Here is a 17,779-nt window from a genome sequence, read left to right on the forward strand (position 1 = left end):
TCATTCAATCGATTGGAGCGCACGATTGAACCTTTCTTTAATATTATACCAAATCCATTCAAACACTTGATTAATTTCCTCCACTTCCCCTGTCACTTGCCCGGCGGACGCCATATATTTCTTTCCATGGATCACAGTCACGTCCCCATCAACCGTTCCTTCAATCCGAATCGAGCCATTGCGGACGACAATATCTCCTTTGACCGTTTCTCCTTTCGGCACGATGACAGTATGATCGCGGATGATGACATGTTCATCAGCTGAGACGGAAAACGCGCCTCTTTCCCCCCATGAAGAGGCTAAGCTGCCGAAAGTAAGCGCGAAAAACAACGAGGCAGCCGTAAGCAGCGGATGACGATGCAGAAAACGGCGCAGCCGCGCGGTCTTTCTCTCTTTCGGCATCGCCTCCATAACCTTGGCTGCAAACGACGGCGGCGCCGCAACGTGGGCGGCATATTGGAGGAAAGCAACCGTCTTTTTCAGCTCGTGAAAATGGGCAGCGCACGCAGCGCACGAACGCAAATGTTCTTTCAGCTGCTGCTCTCCTTCTGGCTGGAGATCTCCATCAAAATAGCTGTGCATGAGCAACACGATTTCTTTCGGACATTCCATAGTCTCCCACCCTCTTATAAATGACCCAATTGCCTGCGCAACGCTTCACGGCCGCGATGCAGCCGCGTTTTCACCGTGCCGACCGGCAACCCTAAAATCTCGCTGATTTCTTGCAAGGACAAATCTTCCATATATTTCAACACGATCACGCTTCGATACTTTTCTGGCAACTGCTCAATCGCTCGCTGCACCGTCTCTTGCAGCTCCAGGCTTTCCACTGCCTCCTCCGGGGATGCTTCGCGGGAAGGAAGCTGAGCCTGCATCGTCAACCCGTCCGTGCCTCCGACCTCTTCATCTAAATACACGTCCGGCTTCCGTTTCCGCAATTTATCGATCGTCAAGTTCGTCGCGATCCGGTACAGCCAAGTGGAAAACTTCATTTCTGGATTGTACGTATCAATATGGATGTAGGCGCGGATGAACGCCTCCTGCGCCGCATCTTCCGCCTCATGCCGATTGCCAAGCATTCGATAGCAAAGACGGTAAATCTTGTCCTTATACAAATCGACAAGATCCGCGTATGCGTTTTGATCCCCTTTTTGGATCGCCTTAATTCTCTTTTTAATAAATAGATCCATAAAATACAATACCCCCGCCTCACGGCTTACCGTATATTACGGCGCTCGATCAAGAAAAGTTTCATGCAACATATTTATTGTATCATACAACGGAAAAAGAGGGGACGCCAAACAAATGGCAGCCCCTCTTTCACAAACAGCGGGAACAAATCATCATCATATCCGTGAATCCCGCAACCAACCCTCTTTGCCCACATGCATTAAATGAGTTTTTCACCAAACAACGACCCCATCAGCGCTACAGCCACTGATGCTGTTTTGTTCCGCTCATCCAAGATCGGGTTCACTTCGACAAATTCCGCTGAAGTGATGATTTGTGCCTCGGCCAGCATCTCCATCGCCAAATGGCTTTCGCGGTATGTCAATCCTCCAATGACAGGCGTTCCGACTCCCGGTGCGTCGCTTGGGTCAAGGCCATCCAAGTCAAGCGACAAATGAACGCCATCCGTTCGTTCTTTTAAATAGGCGATCGTTTCTTCCATCACCCTTGTCATTCCGAGCCGATCAACCTCATGCATCGTGTAAATTTTGATTCCTTTTTCGCGAATAAACTTCTTCTCCCCTTCATCAAGGGAACGGACGCCGATCAACACGACATGTTCCGGCTTGATTTTGGGGCTGTATCCGCCGATTTGCGTCAGCGCCGGATGGCCAAACCCGAGGCTCGCCGCCAGCGGCATGCCATGAATGTTTCCAGACGGCGACGTTTCCGCGGTGTTGACGTCGCCATGCGCGTCATACCAGATCACTCCAAGCCGCTCATAATGTTTCGCCACCCCGGCGAGCGTGCCAATGGCGATGCTATGGTCGCCGCCCAGCACAAGTGGGAAGCGCCCCCGCTGAACGACTTGGTCAACCGCCGCCGCGAGTTTCTCATTCGCCTCCGCAACCGCTTTCAAATTGCGCAACCGTGAATCTCCTTGCTCGTGCAACCGCTCTGCTTTTCCAATCGGAATATCTCCCAAATCTTCAATATCGTAATGAAGACGTTCCAGACGTTCGATGACGCCTGCATAACGCATTGCGCTCGGCCCCATATCAACGCCGCGGCGTGTCTGCCCTAAATCCATCGGAACCCCGATAATTGAAATTGGCTTCATGCTGTCTCCCACTCCTTTCCGGTTCCTGTTACGTCTTTATTGTAGAGGAAAGAAAGGGGATGACTCAACTTGACAAAATTTTGAATATTTATACCGATATAACAAAAAAGAGCAGGCTGCTTTTGGTTGTCAAGCAGTCTGCTCTTGATGGAGCCTATCGGGATCGAACCGATGACCTCCTGCGTGCAAAGCAGGCGCTCTCCCAGCTGAGCTAAGGCCCCGCCCCAAGCGGAAGACGGGACTCGAACCCGCGACCCCCACCTTGGCAAGGTGGTGTTCTACCACTGAACTACTTCCGCGCTATGGTGAGCCATGGAGGACTCGAACCTCCGACCCTCTGATTAAAAGTCAGATGCTCTACCTACTGAGCTAATGGCTCATGGTTGAGTATACACTCACAGTGAACGATGTCCCTTCCTCTACAAGCATATTCAAGGAAGCAAGATGCGTCGGGACAACTCGAAGCAAATCCGAAGATGCTTTGCTCGTTGCTCTACCTACTGAGCTAATGGCTCATGGTTGGGTATACACTCTAGGTACTACCTAGCTCTACCTGCCTCTTCCTCTCCCAGCCGATTCAAAGATGCCAAGTGCGTCGAGGCAACTCGAAGCAAACTCGAAGATGTAGCGCTCGTTACTGAGCTAATGGCTCATGACCATTTTTATGTACAAAAAAATAATGGCTGGGCTAGCTGGATTCGAACCAGCGCATCACGGAGTCAAAGTCCGTTGCCTTACCGCTTGGCTATAGCCCAACGCGATGAGAAAGAAACGCTGTATTCAATTGCTATTATATCTCAGCAATCAGGGAAGTATACACTTTTCATTTCGGCCAATCATCCTTGAAAGGACGACTGGCCGAAATGGAGTGACCCGTACGGGATTCGAACCCGTGTTACCGCCGTGAAAGGGCGGTGTCTTAACCACTTGACCAACGGGCCGGAAAATAAATGGAGCTTCCAACCGGGCTCGAACCGGTGACCTCTTCCTTACCATGGAAGTGCTCTACCTACTGAGCTATGGAAGCGTAAAAATGGCTCCGCAAGTAGGATTCGAACCTACGACCTACCGGTTAACAGCCGGTTGCTCTACCGCTGAGCTATTGCGGAATGATGAATAACTATATGTCATGCACATTTTCCCAATGTGCTCGTTGCCTCTTCCTCTGCCAGCTAATTCAAGGGAGCGAGATGCGTCGAGGCAACTCGTAGCGAATTCGAAGATGTGAAGCTCGTCGCTGAACTATTGCAGAATAATGAAACATTGCCTAGCAGCGACCTACTCTTGCAGGGGCGCTGGCCCCAACTACCATCGGCGCTGGAGGGCTTAACTTCCGTGTTCGGGATGGGAACGGGTGTTTCCCCTCCGCCATAGCCACTAGGCAACAATGGACAAGTCTTATTATAAGGAAAGTTGACCTGTTGTCAAGACTTTTTCATTCCCTCAAAACTAGATAACCGTGCTCAGGAAGAAGCCGCTCATAGGTCAAGCCCTCGATCGATTAGTATCCGTCAGCTCCACGTGTCGCCACGCTTCCACCTCGGACCTATCGACCTCGTCATCTTCGAGGGATCTTACCCGCTTTGCGCGGTGGGAAATCTCATCTTGAGGGGGGCTTCACGCTTAGATGCTTTCAGCGCTTATCCCGTCCGCACATAGCTACCCAGCGGTGCCCCTGGCGGGACAACTGGTACACCAGCGGTGCGTCCATCCCGGTCCTCTCGTACTAAGGACAGCTCCTCTCAAATTTCCTCCGCCCGCGACGGATAGGGACCGAACTGTCTCACGACGTTCTGAACCCAGCTCGCGTACCGCTTTAATGGGCGAACAGCCCAACCCTTGGGACCGACTACAGCCCCAGGATGCGATGAGCCGACATCGAGGTGCCAAACCTCCCCGTCGATGTGGACTCTTGGGGGAGATCAGCCTGTTATCCCCGGGGTAGCTTTTATCCGTTGAGCGATGGCCCTTCCATGCGGAACCACCGGATCACTAAGCCCGACTTTCGTCCCTGCTCGACCTGTCCGTCTCGCAGTCAAGCTCCCTTGTGCCTTTGCACTCTCCGAATGATTTCCAACCATTCTGAGGGAACCTTTGGGCGCCTCCGTTACCTTTTGGGAGGCGACCGCCCCAGTCAAACTGCCCACCTGACACTGTCTCCCACCCCGCTAAGGGGTGCGGGTTAGAATTTCAATACCGCCAGGGTGGTATCCCACCGCCGCCTCCACCGAAGCTGGCGCTCCGGCTTCCCAGGCTCCCACCTATCCTGTACAAGCGATACCAAAATTCCATATCAGGCTGCAGTAAAGCTCCACGGGGTCTTTCCGTCCTGTCGCGGGTAACCTGCATCTTCACAGGTAGTATAATTTCACCGGGTCTCTCGTTGAGACAGCGCCCAAGTCGTTACACCTTTCGTGCGGGTCGGAACTTACCCGACAAGGAATTTCGCTACCTTAGGACCGTTATAGTTACGGCCGCCGTTTACTGGGGCTTCGGTTCGCACCTTCGCTTCCGCTAAGCGCTCCCCTTAACCTTCCAGCACCGGGCAGGTGTCAGCCCCTATACGTCGCCTTTCGGCTTCGCAGAGACCTGTGTTTTTGATAAACAGTCGCTTGGGCCTTTTCACTGCGGCTCTTCAGGGCTCTTCACCCCAAAGAGCACCCCTTCTCCCGAAGTTACGGGGTCATTTTGCCGAGTTCCTTAACGAGAGTTCTCCCGCGCGCCTTAGGATTCTCTCCTCGCCTACCTGTGTCGGTTTGCGGTACGGGCACCTCTTCCCTCGCTAGAGGCTTTTCTTGGCAGTGTGAAATCGGGGACTTCCGGATTACTCCGTCGCCGTCACCGCTTGGCCTTATGATCCGCGGATTTGCCTGCGGATCAGCCTCACGGCTTGGACAGGCTCTTCCAGCCGCCTGCTCGCCCTATCCTCCTGCGTCCCCCCATCGCTCAAACGGGAAGAAGGTGGTACAGGAATCTCAACCTGTTGTCCATCACCTACGCCTTTCGGCCTCGGCTTAGGTCCCGACTAACCCTGAGCGGACGAACCTTCCTCAGGAACCCTTAGGCTTTCGGCGCAGAGGATTCTCACCTCTGTTTTCGCTACTCATACCGGCATTCTCACTTCTAAGCGCTCCACCAGTCCTTCCGGTCTGGCTTCTCTGCCCTTAGAACGCTCCCCTACCGATGACCAACGGTCATCCCGCAGCTTCGGCGGCACGTTTAGCCCCGGTACATTTTCGGCGCAGAGTCACTCGACCAGTGAGCTATTACGCACTCTTTAAATGGTGGCTGCTTCTAAGCCAACATCCTGGTTGTCTTTGCAACTCCACATCCTTTTCCACTGAACGTGCACTTCGGGGCCTTAGCTGGCGGTCTGGGCTGTTCCCCTCTCGACCACGGATCTTATCACTCGCAGTCTGACTCCCGGGCATAAGTCGTTGGCATTCGGAGTTTGACTGGGTTCGGTAACCCGTTTGGGGCCCCTAGCCCAATCAGTGCTCTACCTCCAAGACTCTCAAACCCGAGGCTAGCCCTAAAGCTATTTCGGGGAGAACCAGCTATCTCCAAGTTCGATTGGCATTTCACCCCTACCCACACCTCATCCCCGCACTTTTCAACGTGCGTGGGTTCGGGCCTCCAGCCGGTGTTACCCGGCCTTCACCCTGGACATGGGTAGATCACCTGGTTTCGGGTCGACGACGACGTACTCACACGCCCTGTTCAGACTCGCTTTCGCTGCGGCTCCGCCTCTTCGGCTTAACCTCGCACGCCATCGTCACTCGCCGGTTCATTCTACAAAAGGCACGCCATCACCCATCAACGGGCTCTGACTACTTGTAGGCACACGGTTTCAGGTTCTCTTTCACTCCCCTCCCGGGGTGCTTTTCACCTTTCCCTCACGGTACTGGTGCACTATCGGTCACTAGGGAGTATTTAGCCTTGGGAGATGGTCCTCCCTGCTTCCGACGGGATTCCTCGTGTCCCGCCGTACTCAGGATCCGCTCGGGAGGGAACGAAGTTTCGACTACAGGGCTCTCACCTTCTCTGGCCGGCCGTTCCAGACCGGTTCGTCTACCCCGTCCCTTTCTCACTCCCATCGTGAGCGGTCCTACAACCCCAAGAGGACTCGCCTCTTGGTTTGGGCTGTTCCCGTTTCGCTCGCCGCTACTCAGGGAATCGCGGTTGCTTTCTTCTCCTCCGGGTACTAAGATGTTTCAGTTCCCCGGGTGTGCCCTCCATGCCCTATGGATTCAGGCATGGATACTGCCCCATTACGGACAGTGGGTTCCCCCATTCGGACATCTCCGGATCAACGCTTGCTTACAGCTCCCCGAAGCGTTTCGGCGTTTGCCCCGTCCTTCATCGGCTCCTAGTGCCAAGGCATCCACCGTGCGCCCTTTCCAGCTTAACCTATTGCGCTCTCGGCTTCTTCCTTATGTTAATCGGTTATCTAGTTTTCAAGGAACGAGACTGCTTCTTGAATTTGCTTCTCTGCAGTCTTGCGCCGAGGAATCTTGCTTCCCTGAACCTGCTAGCACACGCAGGCACAGGCGCTTTTGAAGGAACTTTTCATTCCTTCAAAACTGAACGAAGCGACTGCCTTGAGTCTGCTTCCTTGCAGCTTTGCGCCGAGGAATCCATCTTCCTTGAATCTGCTAGAAGACGCAGGCGCAAAACAAGTGAAGGAATTTCTCATTCCTTCAAAACTGAACGAAACAGAAGCGCGATGGATTGGTAGGTTGGCCATTGCGGCCTCCGCTTTTCTCCTTAGAAAGGAGGTGATCCAGCCGCACCTTCCGGTACGGCTACCTTGTTACGACTTCACCCCAATCACTTGCCCCACCTTCGGCGGCTGGCTCCCTTGCGGGTTACCTCACCGACTTCGGGTGTTGCAAGCTCTCGTGGTGTGACGGGCGGTGTGTACAAGGCCCGGGAACGTATTCACCGCGGCATGCTGATCCGCGATTACTAGCGATTCCGGCTTCATGCAGGCGAGTTGCAGCCTGCAATCCGAACTGAGAGCGGCTTTTTGGGATTCGCTCCCCCTCGCGGGTTCGCAGCCCTTTGTACCGCCCATTGTAGCACGTGTGTAGCCCAGGTCATAAGGGGCATGATGATTTGACGTCATCCCCACCTTCCTCCGACTTGTCGCCGGCAGTCCCTCTAGAGTGCCCACCTTCGTGCTGGCAACTAGAGGCGAGGGTTGCGCTCGTTGCGGGACTTAACCCAACATCTCACGACACGAGCTGACGACAACCATGCACCACCTGTCACCCTGTCCCCCCCGAAGGGGGAACGCCCAATCTCTTGGGTTGTCAGGGGATGTCAAGACCTGGTAAGGTTCTTCGCGTTGCTTCGAATTAAACCACATGCTCCACCGCTTGTGCGGGCCCCCGTCAATTCCTTTGAGTTTCAGCCTTGCGGCCGTACTCCCCAGGCGGAGTGCTTATCGCGTTAGCTGCAGCACTAAAGGGTGTGACCCCTCTAACACTTAGCACTCATCGTTTACGGCGTGGACTACCAGGGTATCTAATCCTGTTTGCTCCCCACGCTTTCGCGCCTCAGCGTCAGTTGCAGGCCAGAGAGCCGCCTTCGCCACTGGTGTTCCTCCACATCTCTACGCATTTCACCGCTACACGTGGAATTCCGCTCTCCTCTCCTGCACTCAAGTCCCCCAGTTTCCAATGACCCTCCACGGTTGAGCCGTGGGCTTTCACATCAGACTTAAGGGACCGCCTGCGCGCGCTTTACGCCCAATAATTCCGGACAACGCTCGCCCCCTACGTATTACCGCGGCTGCTGGCACGTAGTTAGCCGGGGCTTTCTCGTGAGGTACCGTCACCGCGCCGCCCTCTTCGAACGGCGCCCCTTCGTCCCTCACAACAGAGCTTTACGACCCGAAGGCCTTCTTCGCTCACGCGGCGTCGCTCCGTCAGGCTTTCGCCCATTGCGGAAGATTCCCTACTGCTGCCTCCCGTAGGAGTCTGGGCCGTGTCTCAGTCCCAGTGTGGCCGGTCACCCTCTCAGGCCGGCTACGCATCGTCGCCTTGGTGAGCCGTTACCTCACCAACTAGCTAATGCGCCGCGGGCCCATCCGCAAGTGACAGCCAAAAGGCCGCCTTTCAACCAAAGACCATGCGGTCTTCGGTGTTATCCGGTATTAGCTCCGGTTTCCCGGAGTTATCCCGGTCTTGCGGGCAGGTTGCCCACGTGTTACTCACCCGTCCGCCGCTGACCAAATCAGAGCAAGCTCCGATCCGGTCCGCTCGACTTGCATGTATTAGGCACGCCGCCAGCGTTCGTCCTGAGCCAGGATCAAACTCTCCAAAAGAAAGTTGATTGGCTTTTCGCATTGTCCAACTTCGGCCAAAGCGGCCTCCGCTTTTCGTATTGTCCAGCTTCGGCCCGCCGCCGCTCGGGGTCAAATCACCTTCGCCTTCGGGATTGTAAATCCCTGCAGGCGAAGAACATTTGCCCATCGCGGCGACCCGCGGGCCTCAGCTTTTCTTTCGCGCTTCGTTTCGTTCAGTTTTCAAGGAACGAGACCTCTTCTTGAACTTGCTTCGTTGCAGTCTTGCGTCGAGGAACCCAATTCCCCCGAATTCACTAGAAGACACAGACGCAAAGTTGCTGCATTGAAACAACTTCTCTGCTGATTTGCAGTCTTGAACTGAAGAATAGTTGAAGCTTCCTATTGCAAACAGCTCTTTTATACTAACATGCCTCTTTTTTCTTGTCAAGATCTTTTCCGTTGCTTTTCGTCACTCACCGCTATCGAACACTCTGTCGGATTAGCGACGATTTTTAATATACCACTTACCAATCAAAAATGCAATATCTTTTTTAAGGGAATTTCAAGAACCGACGCCAGACCGTTCCTTTAGGCTTCCTCCATCTCTTCGACGGTAAGAGGACTGGCAAATAAGTTTCATAACCGCCATGGCTGTCCGCATAAGATGTTATTAGGACAACGATTTTACAATGCAAAAAAGGGGGCCGATGTCATGTTTTACGCGTTGAACGGACGGACGCTGAAAAAAGCTCTCATTATTATCTGCTCCGCCTTTTTCACCGCCGTTGTCTTGTACGCTTATGAAATGAACCGTCCCGTTTTTTCGCTTCCTTCTGGGCCGAAGGCGGTATATAAAGTGGACAACGCCCGCAATGAGGTGGCGTTGACGTTCGATATCAGCTGGGGAGATGAGAATGCAGACAAAATTTTGGATGTCTTGAAGCAGCATGGGATTCAAAACGCGACCTTTTTCTTATCCGCCTCATGGGCCGAACGCCATCCAGCCGTGGTGAAGCGGATCAAAGAGGAGGGGCATGAGATTGGCAGTATGGGATATAACTTTGTCAACTATACGGAACTTGAGAACGCCAAAATCCGTCAAGATTTAATCATGGCGAAAAAAGTGTTTGACATGTTGGGAATTAAACAGGTTGAGCTGCTGCGCCCCCTGGGGGGAACTTCAACAAAAATGTGTTAAAAGTTGCTCAGTCCCTCGGCTACACTGTCGTCCATTGGAGCATTGACTCGAAAGACTGGCTCAACCCTGGGACAGACCAAATTGTTGAGAACGTCACGAGGGACCTGGAACCGGGCGATATCGTGCTCCTTCACGCATCTGATTCGGCAAAACAGACAGCCAAAGCGCTGCCGAAAATTATCGCTTCCATGAAAGAAAACGGCTACAAAAACGTCAACCTCTCCGAGCTGTTGGCGAATGGCGAAGCCGAAAGCCGCGGGATCGAGTGACACGTTCCGACAGCGGCCTGCGCCGGTGCGGCTGGATTGCGGCGGCAGACAAGCCGCCAATTGGAATGATTGGCTTTTGGCGAACAGCCGTTTTTTCGCGGCTGCCATAAGAAAACAGGCGGCGCCTTGCTTTCTTTATTGTTTCGCGCTGCCTGTCAATTTATGCAGTATAAGAAGCTGGTATGCATTGCATACTAATAAAGGAATCAACATCAAATACAGCCAATCACGGTCGTTGATGCGCAACACGGGAAACCATTCAATGACCGTAACGACGACCATAAAGAACAAAGCCGGAACGAACGCCCCTTTGTTCGTCTGTGCGCTCTTGACGTAGGCAACAACGAGACCAACCACCAAAATGAACAATGCGGTCAATAGATACGGAATGATTGAATCGCCCTTGTCCGCAAACGCCATGTAGCGGAAATACACTAAATCGAACAGCACGAACATGATCAAAACAACCTGCACAGCGTTCCATAGCGAACGGAAGATGCCAAGCCCGAACCGGTGGACGGTTAAATAAGCAAAAAACCCCGCCTGACTGATGACGCTGAAAATAAAGCCAACACCGATATGCCATAACAAAACAGCCATAAATTCGACCATTTCCAGGCGCAACAGCAAGCGCCCGAATTCTTCCCAGTTGAACACAATGCCGACGGCCGCCGTGGCGATGCCGCCGATCAGCAGCGTCGATAAAAATAAACGCACCCATTTGCGGCTGTTCACAGCTTCATCCTCCATCATTTCAGCATAACCCGCTTACCATTTTACCAGCGCCCTTGTGAAAAAGCCAGCTCCGATCTCCCCCATGTATATTTTTTTCGCCAACATTCATATTAAGGGTGAGGGATTTTTGCAGAAAGGAGCTCACTTTCATGAACAAATGCCTACCGCTCCTCTTGCTCAGTTTTCTCGTTCTTGGTTCCTGTGCCCCTCAAGAAATCAGCCCCCCTCCCCCGGATTATGACGAAACGAAAAAGATGGTTGTTGACATTTTAAAAACCGACGAGGGGAAAAAGGCGATTCAAGATATTATGTCGGAAGATCAGATGAAGCAGCAACTAGTCATAGATCAAAAAGCTGTAAAAGAAACGCTGCAACAAATGCTGACATCCGATCAAGGAAAAAAGTTCTGGGAAAGTGCGTTAAAAGACCCGAAATTCGCTGAAAGTTTTGCCAAAGGGCTGCAAGCAGAACATGAAAAAATGATGAAGGCGCTCATGAAAGATCCCGATTACCAGGCGCTGATGATCGATATTTTAAAAGATCCAGAAATGGAAAAAGCCATGGTCGATGTCTTAAAAAGCAAAGAGTTCCGCCAGCATTTGCAAAAGGTGATCACGGAAACGTTGAACAGCCCGCTGTATCAGGCGAAAATTCAAGATATGTTGATGAAAGCAGCTGAAAAGGTTCAGCAAGGCGGAGAAAAACAAGAAGAAGGCGGAGGGGAAGGGGGAGAGGGAGAAGAAAGCACCGGCAACCAACAAGGCGGAGGAGGTTAATCAAGCAAAAAAAGCGTCCGTGCGCTGAAAACCGCCAACGCTCTAATCGGCGGTTTCTCGCCATCGGACGCTTTTTGTGAAACCGATTAATATTTTGCAACGATTTTGCGGGCGATATCCATATAAATTTTCCCGATCGGATGATCTTCTGCGTAAACGGACGGAGCGAAGTCGTCGTCGTTCCAATCCGGCTGCTGAAGCGGCAGCTGCCCTAACAGCTCGGTTTGCAGCTCTTTGGCCAGCTTTTCTCCGCCACCCTTGCCGAAGACATACTCCCGCTCCCCTGTTTTCCGGCTCTCGTAGTACGACATATTTTCGATCACGCCGATAATTTCATGTTCGGTGCGCAACGCCATTGCCCCAGCGCGGGCAGCGACAAACGCAGCGGTCGGATGCGGAGTCGTGACGATAATTTCTTTGCACGACGGCAAGAGCGTATGGACGTCCAAGGCGACGTCGCCCGTACCAGGCGGCAAGTCAAGCAGCAAGTAATCCAAGTCTCCCCATTCGACCTCTTTGAAAAAGTTGTTCAACATTTTCCCAAGCATCGGGCCGCGCCAAATGACCGGGGCGTTGTCCTCGACGAAAAAGGCCATCGAAATGACTTTTACGCCAAACCGTTCGACCGGGATGATTTTGTCGCCCCTCACCGTCGGGCGCTCGGTGATTCCCATCATGTCCGGAACACTGAACCCGTAAATGTCCGCGTCAATCAACCCGACTTTTTTGCCGAGCCGGGCGAGCGCCACCGCCAAATTGACGGAAACGGTCGACTTGCCGACACCACCTTTGCCGCTGGCAATGGCGATATACGTCGTTTTTTGCTTGTTTTCGCTATATTTCTCCACCACATCGCGCGGCAGTTCGGCGAACCGCAGCCCGACCGTCGCAGCGCCCGCGTCTTTCAGCTGCTCGACGATCGCCGTTTGCACGCGAAGCTGCTCGGGCGTTCCGGTTTTGGCGAGCGCGATTTTCACGCTGACATGGTTTTTCTCTTCCTTAATTTTGATTTCTTGGATGGCATTCGTCTCTTTAAACGTTTTGTTTAAAAAGGGATCTTTCATCTTTTCAAGAATGGCGCGCACTTCAGTTTCCGTCAACATCGTATTCACCAACCCTTTTGCAAATCAATGGTCATTTCTACGTGTTATCATACCATAAATCGGCAGACGGCCGCCATGTTTGACTTGCTCCCGCACGTCCCCGCGGTTGAAAAAGGGGAATTTCGAATTCCTTTTGGCGAAACAAGGCCGGTCGGCTATCTGTCTCCTCTGTTCCGACCTTAAAAAATCCCCGCTACTCGCGAGGCGTATGTTCATTGGAAAAGTAGCGGAGCACTCCTTTATAAATCGAGGCGGCCAGCTTCGTTTGGTAGCCATCAGACACAAGCAGCTCTCGCTCATCGGGATTCGACAAAAACCCAACCTCGACAAGCGCGCCGGGGATTTTTGCATGCTTGAGCAAATAGACGGTATCAATCATTTTTGCCAGTCGATGGGTGTTCTCCAAATTGCGCCGCAATTCCGCTTGGATAAATCTCGCCAGCCGCTCGTTTTCGATGAAAGACCCGTAATAAAACGTCTGCGCCCCTCGCCAACGCGGCGACGGGATGGCGTTGAGATGGATGCTGATGAAAAGATCGGCATTCGATCGATTGACGAAAGCCGTTCGTTCGAGCAAATCCTCCGTTTTCCGTCGGCTGTAGCCGCGTGTGGACGGGCTGGCCAAGTCCCGATCCGTCTCGCGCGTCATCAGGACGAGCGCCCCTTGCTGCTGCAGATAATCGCGCAGCTTTTTCGCCACGTTGAGCGCGATGTCCTTTTCCACCGCCTCACCACCGACGGCGCCGCCGTCCGGCCCACCATGGCCGGGGTCCAATACGATGATTCTCCCCGATAATGGGAGATTCCATGGTTTTGTTGATGTCAAATCGGAAAATAAAGACGGAAATAGCAAAGTGCTCATAAGGGCGACGGCAGCAAAAGCGACCAGCCACTTCCATTTTTCTTTCATTGTTTCTCCTCCCGCACGTTTCCCTTCTCTATCTTATATGGGACAAGGCGCGGGAATAGAACTCATTCAGCGAAGTTTTAGACGATGCCGTTTTTTGCCCCGCTCAAATCCTTCCGTCCACCAGTTGCCGATATATTGTTCACACGCGTCATACAGCGACTGGCTGAGGAAATCGTTGTCGATATTGCCCCAAAAGCAAAGAAAATCAAACAGCGTATCGATCAAATATTTTTCTTCTTGAGCACATCGACAGCGTACGCTGGCCGCAGGCTCCCCATAATAGCCGAATCGGCTGTAGCGAGCGCCGAGCAAATACGCTTCAATGGCCAGATCAATGCAGCCTTCCTCCACAACGGATGGGAACATCCGATACGCCGTATAAAACGGAACAAAGTGCTCAAGCGCTTTGGTCCGTAATTTCTCAAGCGACAGTTCGCGCAACATGTTCCGTTCATAGCGAAGCTGCTTTTCCTGCCTTTTTTCCGCCAATGAAGTGATGACTGTCATCGTCTTTCACGCTCCTTTACGATGTAGTGTCTAACGATCGCTCACAATCATACGCGCGGGCGAAAAGCAGAAATAAGCAAAAAACCCAGCCAAATCGGCTGGGTTGGAACATCGCGCGATTAACGTTTCGAGAATTGCGGAGCACGGCGGGCGCCTTTGAGCCCGTATTTTTTGCGTTCTTTAACGCGAGCATCGCGCGTCAGCAAACCGGCCCGTTTCAGCACCGTGCGGAACTCCGGATCGACTTCAAGCAACGCACGGGCGATGCCATGGCGAATCGCACCGGCTTGGCCGGCAAATCCGCCGCCTTGGACGTTCACCAAAACGTCGTAGCTGCCAAGCGTTTCGGTCAGTACGAGCGGCTGTTTGACCATTTCGATGAGCGCTTCCGACGGAATGTACTCGCGAATGTCACGTTTATTCACAATGATGCGGCCATCGCCCGGGACAAGGCGGACACGGGCGACCGAGCTTTTGCGACGACCTGTGCCGTAATATTGTACTTGTGCCAAAATCATACCCTCCCTTATGATTATCCGCGAAGTTCATACACTTCTGGTTTTTGTGCTTGATGCGGATGTTCGCTTCCACGGTAAACGTGCAACTTTTTGAACATTTGCCGGCCGAGGCTGCCTTTTGGAAGCATGCCGCGCACCGCACGTTCGATCATTTGTTCCGGGTAGTTCGTACGCATTTCCAGCGCTGTTCTTACTTTTAAGCCACCCGGATATAAGCTGTGGCGATAGTACAGTTTTTTCGTCAACTTTTTCCCAGTCAGTTCAACTTTGTCCGCATTGATGACGATGACGTGATCTCCGCAGTCAACATGCGGAGTGAACGTCGGTTTATGTTTGCCGCGCAACAGCGCCGCTACTTCGCTGGCTAAGCGGCCTAACGTTTTGCCAGCTGCGTCGACAACGTACCATTTACGCTCTACTTCATTCGGTTTCGCCATATAAGTCGTACGCAATGCAGTTCCCTCCTAAAATAAAAAAATGAACAAACAAAATGGTCGTTTATTTCAACACGATTATGGTCCGGGGCTAATCGTGGAAAATACATGCCATATGATATAATAGCTTGCCGGCGCGCCAATGTCAAGAAGATGTTACACAAGGAGTCAGTCAAGACTTTGTGGAGAACATTTTTTCGGTTCACTACGGGCGTTGTCAATCACTAGTTAGCGAACCATTTTCAGGAATTAATATCGTAAGCGCTTTCGGACTCTCATCCCTCATCTTGAGGCGATGATACGATATTCCATTTTTTTATACCCAACCACCATCCCGGAGCGCCGACAACGCTTGATGGATCGGTGTCCCGGATGACCGCTGCAGACACGGTAGATTCTGACGCACCACATCTGCCCATAACCGTCCGGCCTTCCGTTTGGCCTGTTCGATCCGCTTGGACTTTGTTGAGGCCGAGGCCGCCGTTCGGGTCTCTTCTTCCTCCACCAACTGCCCATTTCTCCGCCAAATCCCGTCGATTCGGGCCGCCATCGCCCTCAGAAACGCCCGAAGCCCTTGGTCTTTCCAGCTGCGGCGGGATTTCACCCGATGCGCGAACCGGCTCATCACGCTCTCGGCGTGGCCCATCGGACGCATGCCGGTCGTCTCCACCCCTTGCTCCGACAGCCACTCCCGGTAGTCCCGGATGCATCCCGGCATCGACTCGATCCGGCGAATCAAGGCGGCCAGCTGTTGTTCTTTGCCTTCGTCCCCCAACGTGCCGACCGCGCTGTTCAGCTCCACGAGAAGCCCCTCTTCGTCTTGTTTCGCCAGCTTCTTCCGCACCTCCCGCCAACGCGGATGGCCGGACAGACACTGACGCAGCTCCCGCGCCACATGAAATCGATCCAGCTGAAAGCACGCCCGCTTCCCAAAATACTCCCGGCAGGCCGTGATCCACGACGCCGCGTCGCCGTTGATGATCAACAGGTCCCGGCACGGATCATAGGCATATTCGTTCATCAGCCACTCTTCGAACCGTTCCCACACGTCTCCCTCCCCTTCATGGAGGTAGTGGCGCCGGTTCACGAGCTCGAGCTGCGAACCGTTTCGTTTCCATCCCTCGTAAACCGCCAGGATTTTCTCTTCTTTCGCCCGTTTCCCTTTCCCCTGGCGGGAAATAAACAGTCCATCCGCCTCCACAAACAGCACCCGGCCGTGCCGTTGGGAAACAGGGCGGTGCAGCGAGACAGGGGCCTCCAGCACCAGTTGGCGAATCGCCTCGTGGCTCATGACCGCATACCCCACGATCGACTCCAACGTACGGGCCGCTTTGCGGTAGGAAGAGCACTCTACGGCCAACTCGACCGCCGTTTCCTCGAGGCAAGGACTGATCGATCGGGCCCCATCAAAGCCTAATTCGGCATCCAGCAAGAAGGTATAGTTCCCCGTTTGCCGGTCATAGTAGTAGTTCCGTCGAAACGTCACTTCTCCAAACAGCGTTTGGATCGTAGTCGGCCGTTTGTCTTTCAGCTGATACCGGCGCTTGTCCCGCGCTTCCGCCAGTTGTTGATCAATCTCCTCCAAAAGGGCCGCCAACAAGACAGCGAACACCTTTTGAAGAGTTCTGACTAATTGTTCCTCCAGCTCTTTTAATAAAGGCCATTCTGTGGTAAGATGTTTCATGGACTCTCTCCCTCCTGTTTTCGGTTGATGTTGACAATCACCATCATAGCAGGGAGAGAGTCCTTTTTGCATGACATTTGCTTTTTTCTACCGCGCTTCGCTTGGTGGCCCCGACGAGCGTCGCGAACAAAAGTTCGCAACCCTCGTCGGGGATCATTTCGGAATGTCACCCACAAATATTTTACTCACACCTATACCTAACCGAAATTCATCTCCCACTTTCACTTCGTTTCGAAGTGAGGGACTTCTTTCGGAAAGATGTTAAAAAGCCGGGGAAAACCATCAGCCATCCGCCAATGAGTGGTCCAAACATTCATCCTCATAGTATACGCGCCATAAATACAGCCCTTCGGCCGGCGCGGTTGGACCAGCGAGGCGCCGATCTTTCGCCGCAAGCAGCATCGAAATGTCGGCGGGAGAACGCTTCCCTTGGCCGATCTCCAACACCGTGCCAACGATAATGCGCACCATGTTGTACAAAAAGCCGCTGCCGACAAACCGAAACTCGAGCATCGGGCCGTCGGCCTTCACTTCAGCCCGATACATGGTGCGCACCCGGTCTTCGATCGACGTTTTGGCGGAACAAAAGCTTGTAAAATCGTGCGTTCCATGAAGCAAACCAAGCGCCTCGTTCATCGCGCTGATATGAAGCGAATATGGATGCCATGCGCAATAATGGCGGCGAAACACGTCGCGCTCGGCAGCCGTCCATACTTTATAGCGGTATTCTTTCGCTTTCGCCGAAAAACGGGCGTGGAAGTCTGCATCGGCCTCCTGTACAAAGCGAACGACGATATCATCCGGCAGCTGGGCGTTCAACGCCTTTTTCCACTGCTCCGAGGAAAGGGAAAGCGGCGTATCAAAGTGGATCACTTGGCCATAGGCATGAACGCCGGCATCCGTCCTTCCGGAAGCCGCCACACGCACTTTTGTCCCTTTATGCATCCGCCGAAGCACTTCCTCAAACTCGCCTTGCACCGTCCGCTTTCCCGGCTGGATTTGGTAGCCGGAAAAGTGGGTGCCATCATAGGCAATGATGCATTTGATCCGTGTTGTCATGGCC

Annotated in this window: 12 protein-coding genes, 7 tRNA genes, 3 rRNA genes and 1 pseudogene; 2 read left to right on the forward strand and 21 right to left on the reverse strand. The window is 53.1% G+C overall.

What is annotated here, in order from left to right; translation table 11 throughout:
* From rsiW to ACVX3G_RS01915, 13 genes are all read right to left on the reverse strand, one after another.
* A complete protein-coding gene (rsiW, locus tag ACVX3G_RS01855; RefSeq protein WP_015373735.1) occupies positions 1-612 on the reverse strand; it encodes an anti-sigma-W factor RsiW in 612 nt (203 codons plus the stop codon).
* 14 nt (positions 613-626) lie between these two features.
* Positions 627-1,190, reverse strand: a complete 564-nt coding sequence (gene sigW, locus ACVX3G_RS01860) for an RNA polymerase sigma factor SigW (protein ID WP_011229662.1) — start codon at positions 1,188-1,190, stop codon at positions 627-629.
* Positions 1,191-1,390: 200 nt separating this feature from the next.
* Positions 1,391-2,290, reverse strand: a complete 900-nt coding sequence (rocF, locus tag ACVX3G_RS01865) for an arginase (protein ID WP_033005491.1) — start codon at positions 2,288-2,290, stop codon at positions 1,391-1,393.
* 148 nt (positions 2,291-2,438) lie between these two features.
* Positions 2,439-2,511: transfer RNA gene (locus ACVX3G_RS01870), tRNA-Ala, on the reverse strand.
* 6 nt (positions 2,512-2,517) lie between these two features.
* Positions 2,518-2,589: transfer RNA gene (locus ACVX3G_RS01875), tRNA-Gly, on the reverse strand.
* A 4-nt stretch (positions 2,590-2,593) separates the two neighbouring features.
* A tRNA-Lys gene (locus tag ACVX3G_RS01880) sits at positions 2,594-2,669 on the reverse strand.
* A gap of 301 nt (positions 2,670-2,970) precedes the next feature.
* Positions 2,971-3,045, reverse strand: a tRNA-Gln gene (locus ACVX3G_RS01885).
* A 114-nt stretch (positions 3,046-3,159) separates the two neighbouring features.
* Positions 3,160-3,231: transfer RNA gene (locus ACVX3G_RS01890), tRNA-Glu, on the reverse strand.
* A 10-nt stretch (positions 3,232-3,241) separates the two neighbouring features.
* Positions 3,242-3,317, reverse strand: a tRNA-Thr gene (locus ACVX3G_RS01895).
* Between the two features lie 7 nt (positions 3,318-3,324).
* Positions 3,325-3,399 (reverse strand) — tRNA-Asn (locus ACVX3G_RS01900).
* A gap of 156 nt (positions 3,400-3,555) precedes the next feature.
* Positions 3,556-3,672: ribosomal RNA gene (gene rrf / locus ACVX3G_RS01905) — 5S ribosomal RNA — on the reverse strand.
* A gap of 99 nt (positions 3,673-3,771) precedes the next feature.
* Positions 3,772-6,701, reverse strand: a 23S ribosomal RNA gene (locus ACVX3G_RS01910).
* Positions 6,702-7,061: 360 nt separating this feature from the next.
* Positions 7,062-8,621, reverse strand: a 16S ribosomal RNA gene (locus tag ACVX3G_RS01915).
* The 16S, 23S and 5S rRNA genes sit together here with 7 tRNA genes alongside, the layout of an rRNA operon.
* A gap of 673 nt (positions 8,622-9,294) precedes the next feature.
* Between ACVX3G_RS01915 and pdaB the strand changes: the two are divergent.
* Positions 9,295-10,049 (forward strand): annotated as a pseudogene (gene pdaB / locus ACVX3G_RS01920) (polysaccharide deacetylase family sporulation protein PdaB).
* Positions 10,050-10,184: 135 nt separating this feature from the next.
* Here pdaB and ACVX3G_RS01925 read toward each other — a convergent pair.
* Complete coding sequence (locus tag ACVX3G_RS01925) at positions 10,185-10,784, reverse strand: KinB-signaling pathway activation protein (RefSeq protein WP_011229659.1); 600 nt, start codon at positions 10,782-10,784, stop codon at positions 10,185-10,187.
* Between the two features lie 149 nt (positions 10,785-10,933).
* Between ACVX3G_RS01925 and gerD the strand changes: the two genes are divergently transcribed.
* Entirely contained in the window at positions 10,934-11,560 is a 627-nt protein-coding gene (gene gerD / locus ACVX3G_RS01930; RefSeq protein ID WP_014194611.1) for a spore germination lipoprotein GerD, read from the forward strand.
* A gap of 86 nt (positions 11,561-11,646) precedes the next feature.
* Here gerD and ACVX3G_RS01935 read toward each other — a convergent pair whose 3' ends face one another.
* From ACVX3G_RS01935 to truA, 7 genes are all read right to left on the reverse strand, one after another.
* Complete coding sequence (locus ACVX3G_RS01935; RefSeq protein ID WP_011229655.1) at positions 11,647-12,663, reverse strand: Mrp/NBP35 family ATP-binding protein; 1,017 nt, start codon at positions 12,661-12,663, stop codon at positions 11,647-11,649.
* 193 nt (positions 12,664-12,856) lie between these two features.
* The gene (gene cwlD, locus ACVX3G_RS01940; RefSeq protein WP_012820500.1) at positions 12,857-13,573 is read right to left on the reverse strand and encodes an N-acetylmuramoyl-L-alanine amidase CwlD; all 717 of its coding nucleotides are present in this window, start codon (positions 13,571-13,573) and stop codon (positions 12,857-12,859) included.
* Between the two features lie 66 nt (positions 13,574-13,639).
* On the reverse strand, positions 13,640-14,080 hold the full coding sequence (locus ACVX3G_RS01945) for a YbaK family protein (RefSeq protein ID WP_015373733.1): 441 nt from the start codon (positions 14,078-14,080) through the stop codon (positions 13,640-13,642).
* 119 nt (positions 14,081-14,199) lie between these two features.
* Positions 14,200-14,592 carry a 30S ribosomal protein S9 gene (gene rpsI, locus ACVX3G_RS01950; protein ID WP_025950570.1) on the reverse strand — a complete coding sequence of 131 codons (393 nt, stop codon included), beginning with the start codon at positions 14,590-14,592 and terminating at the stop codon, positions 14,200-14,202.
* A gap of 20 nt (positions 14,593-14,612) precedes the next feature.
* A complete protein-coding gene (rplM, locus tag ACVX3G_RS01955) occupies positions 14,613-15,050 on the reverse strand; it encodes a 50S ribosomal protein L13 (RefSeq protein WP_011229651.1) in 438 nt (145 codons plus the stop codon).
* 298 nt (positions 15,051-15,348) lie between these two features.
* Positions 15,349-16,716, reverse strand: a complete 1,368-nt coding sequence (locus tag ACVX3G_RS01960; RefSeq protein ID WP_479454574.1) for an ISLre2 family transposase — start codon at positions 16,714-16,716, stop codon at positions 15,349-15,351.
* Between the two features lie 282 nt (positions 16,717-16,998).
* Positions 16,999-17,775: a tRNA pseudouridine(38-40) synthase TruA gene (truA, locus tag ACVX3G_RS01965; protein WP_014194607.1), complete on the reverse strand. Its 777-nt coding sequence runs from the start codon at positions 17,773-17,775 to the stop codon at positions 16,999-17,001.
* Between the last annotated feature and the right edge of the window lie 4 nt (positions 17,776-17,779).

The organism is Geobacillus sp. PLS 41, from assembly GCF_056494105.1.

Bases quoted from the DNA above. Each gene is read 5' to 3' on its own strand.
- rsiW (WP_015373735.1), bottom strand. From the start codon at position 612: ATGGAATGTCCGAAAGAAATCGTGTTGCTCATGCACAGCTATTTTGAT.
- cwlD (WP_012820500.1), bottom strand. From the start codon at position 13,573: ATGAAAGAAAAATGGAAGTGGCTGGTCGCTTTTGCTGCCGTCGCCCTT.
- sigW (WP_011229662.1), bottom strand. From the start codon at position 1,190: ATGGATCTATTTATTAAAAAGAGAATTAAGGCGATCCAAAAAGGGGAT.
- ACVX3G_RS01960 (WP_479454574.1), bottom strand. From the start codon at position 16,716: ATGAAACATCTTACCACAGAATGGCCTTTATTAAAAGAGCTGGAGGAA.
- ACVX3G_RS01935 (WP_011229655.1), bottom strand. From the start codon at position 12,663: ATGTTGACGGAAACTGAAGTGCGCGCCATTCTTGAAAAGATGAAAGAT.
- gerD (WP_014194611.1), top strand. From the start codon at position 10,934: ATGAACAAATGCCTACCGCTCCTCTTGCTCAGTTTTCTCGTTCTTGGT.
- truA (WP_014194607.1), bottom strand. From the start codon at position 17,775: ATGACAACACGGATCAAATGCATCATTGCCTATGATGGCACCCACTTT.
- ACVX3G_RS01945 (WP_015373733.1), bottom strand. From the start codon at position 14,080: ATGACAGTCATCACTTCATTGGCGGAAAAAAGGCAGGAAAAGCAGCTT.
- rocF (WP_033005491.1), bottom strand. From the start codon at position 2,290: ATGAAGCCAATTTCAATTATCGGGGTTCCGATGGATTTAGGGCAGACA.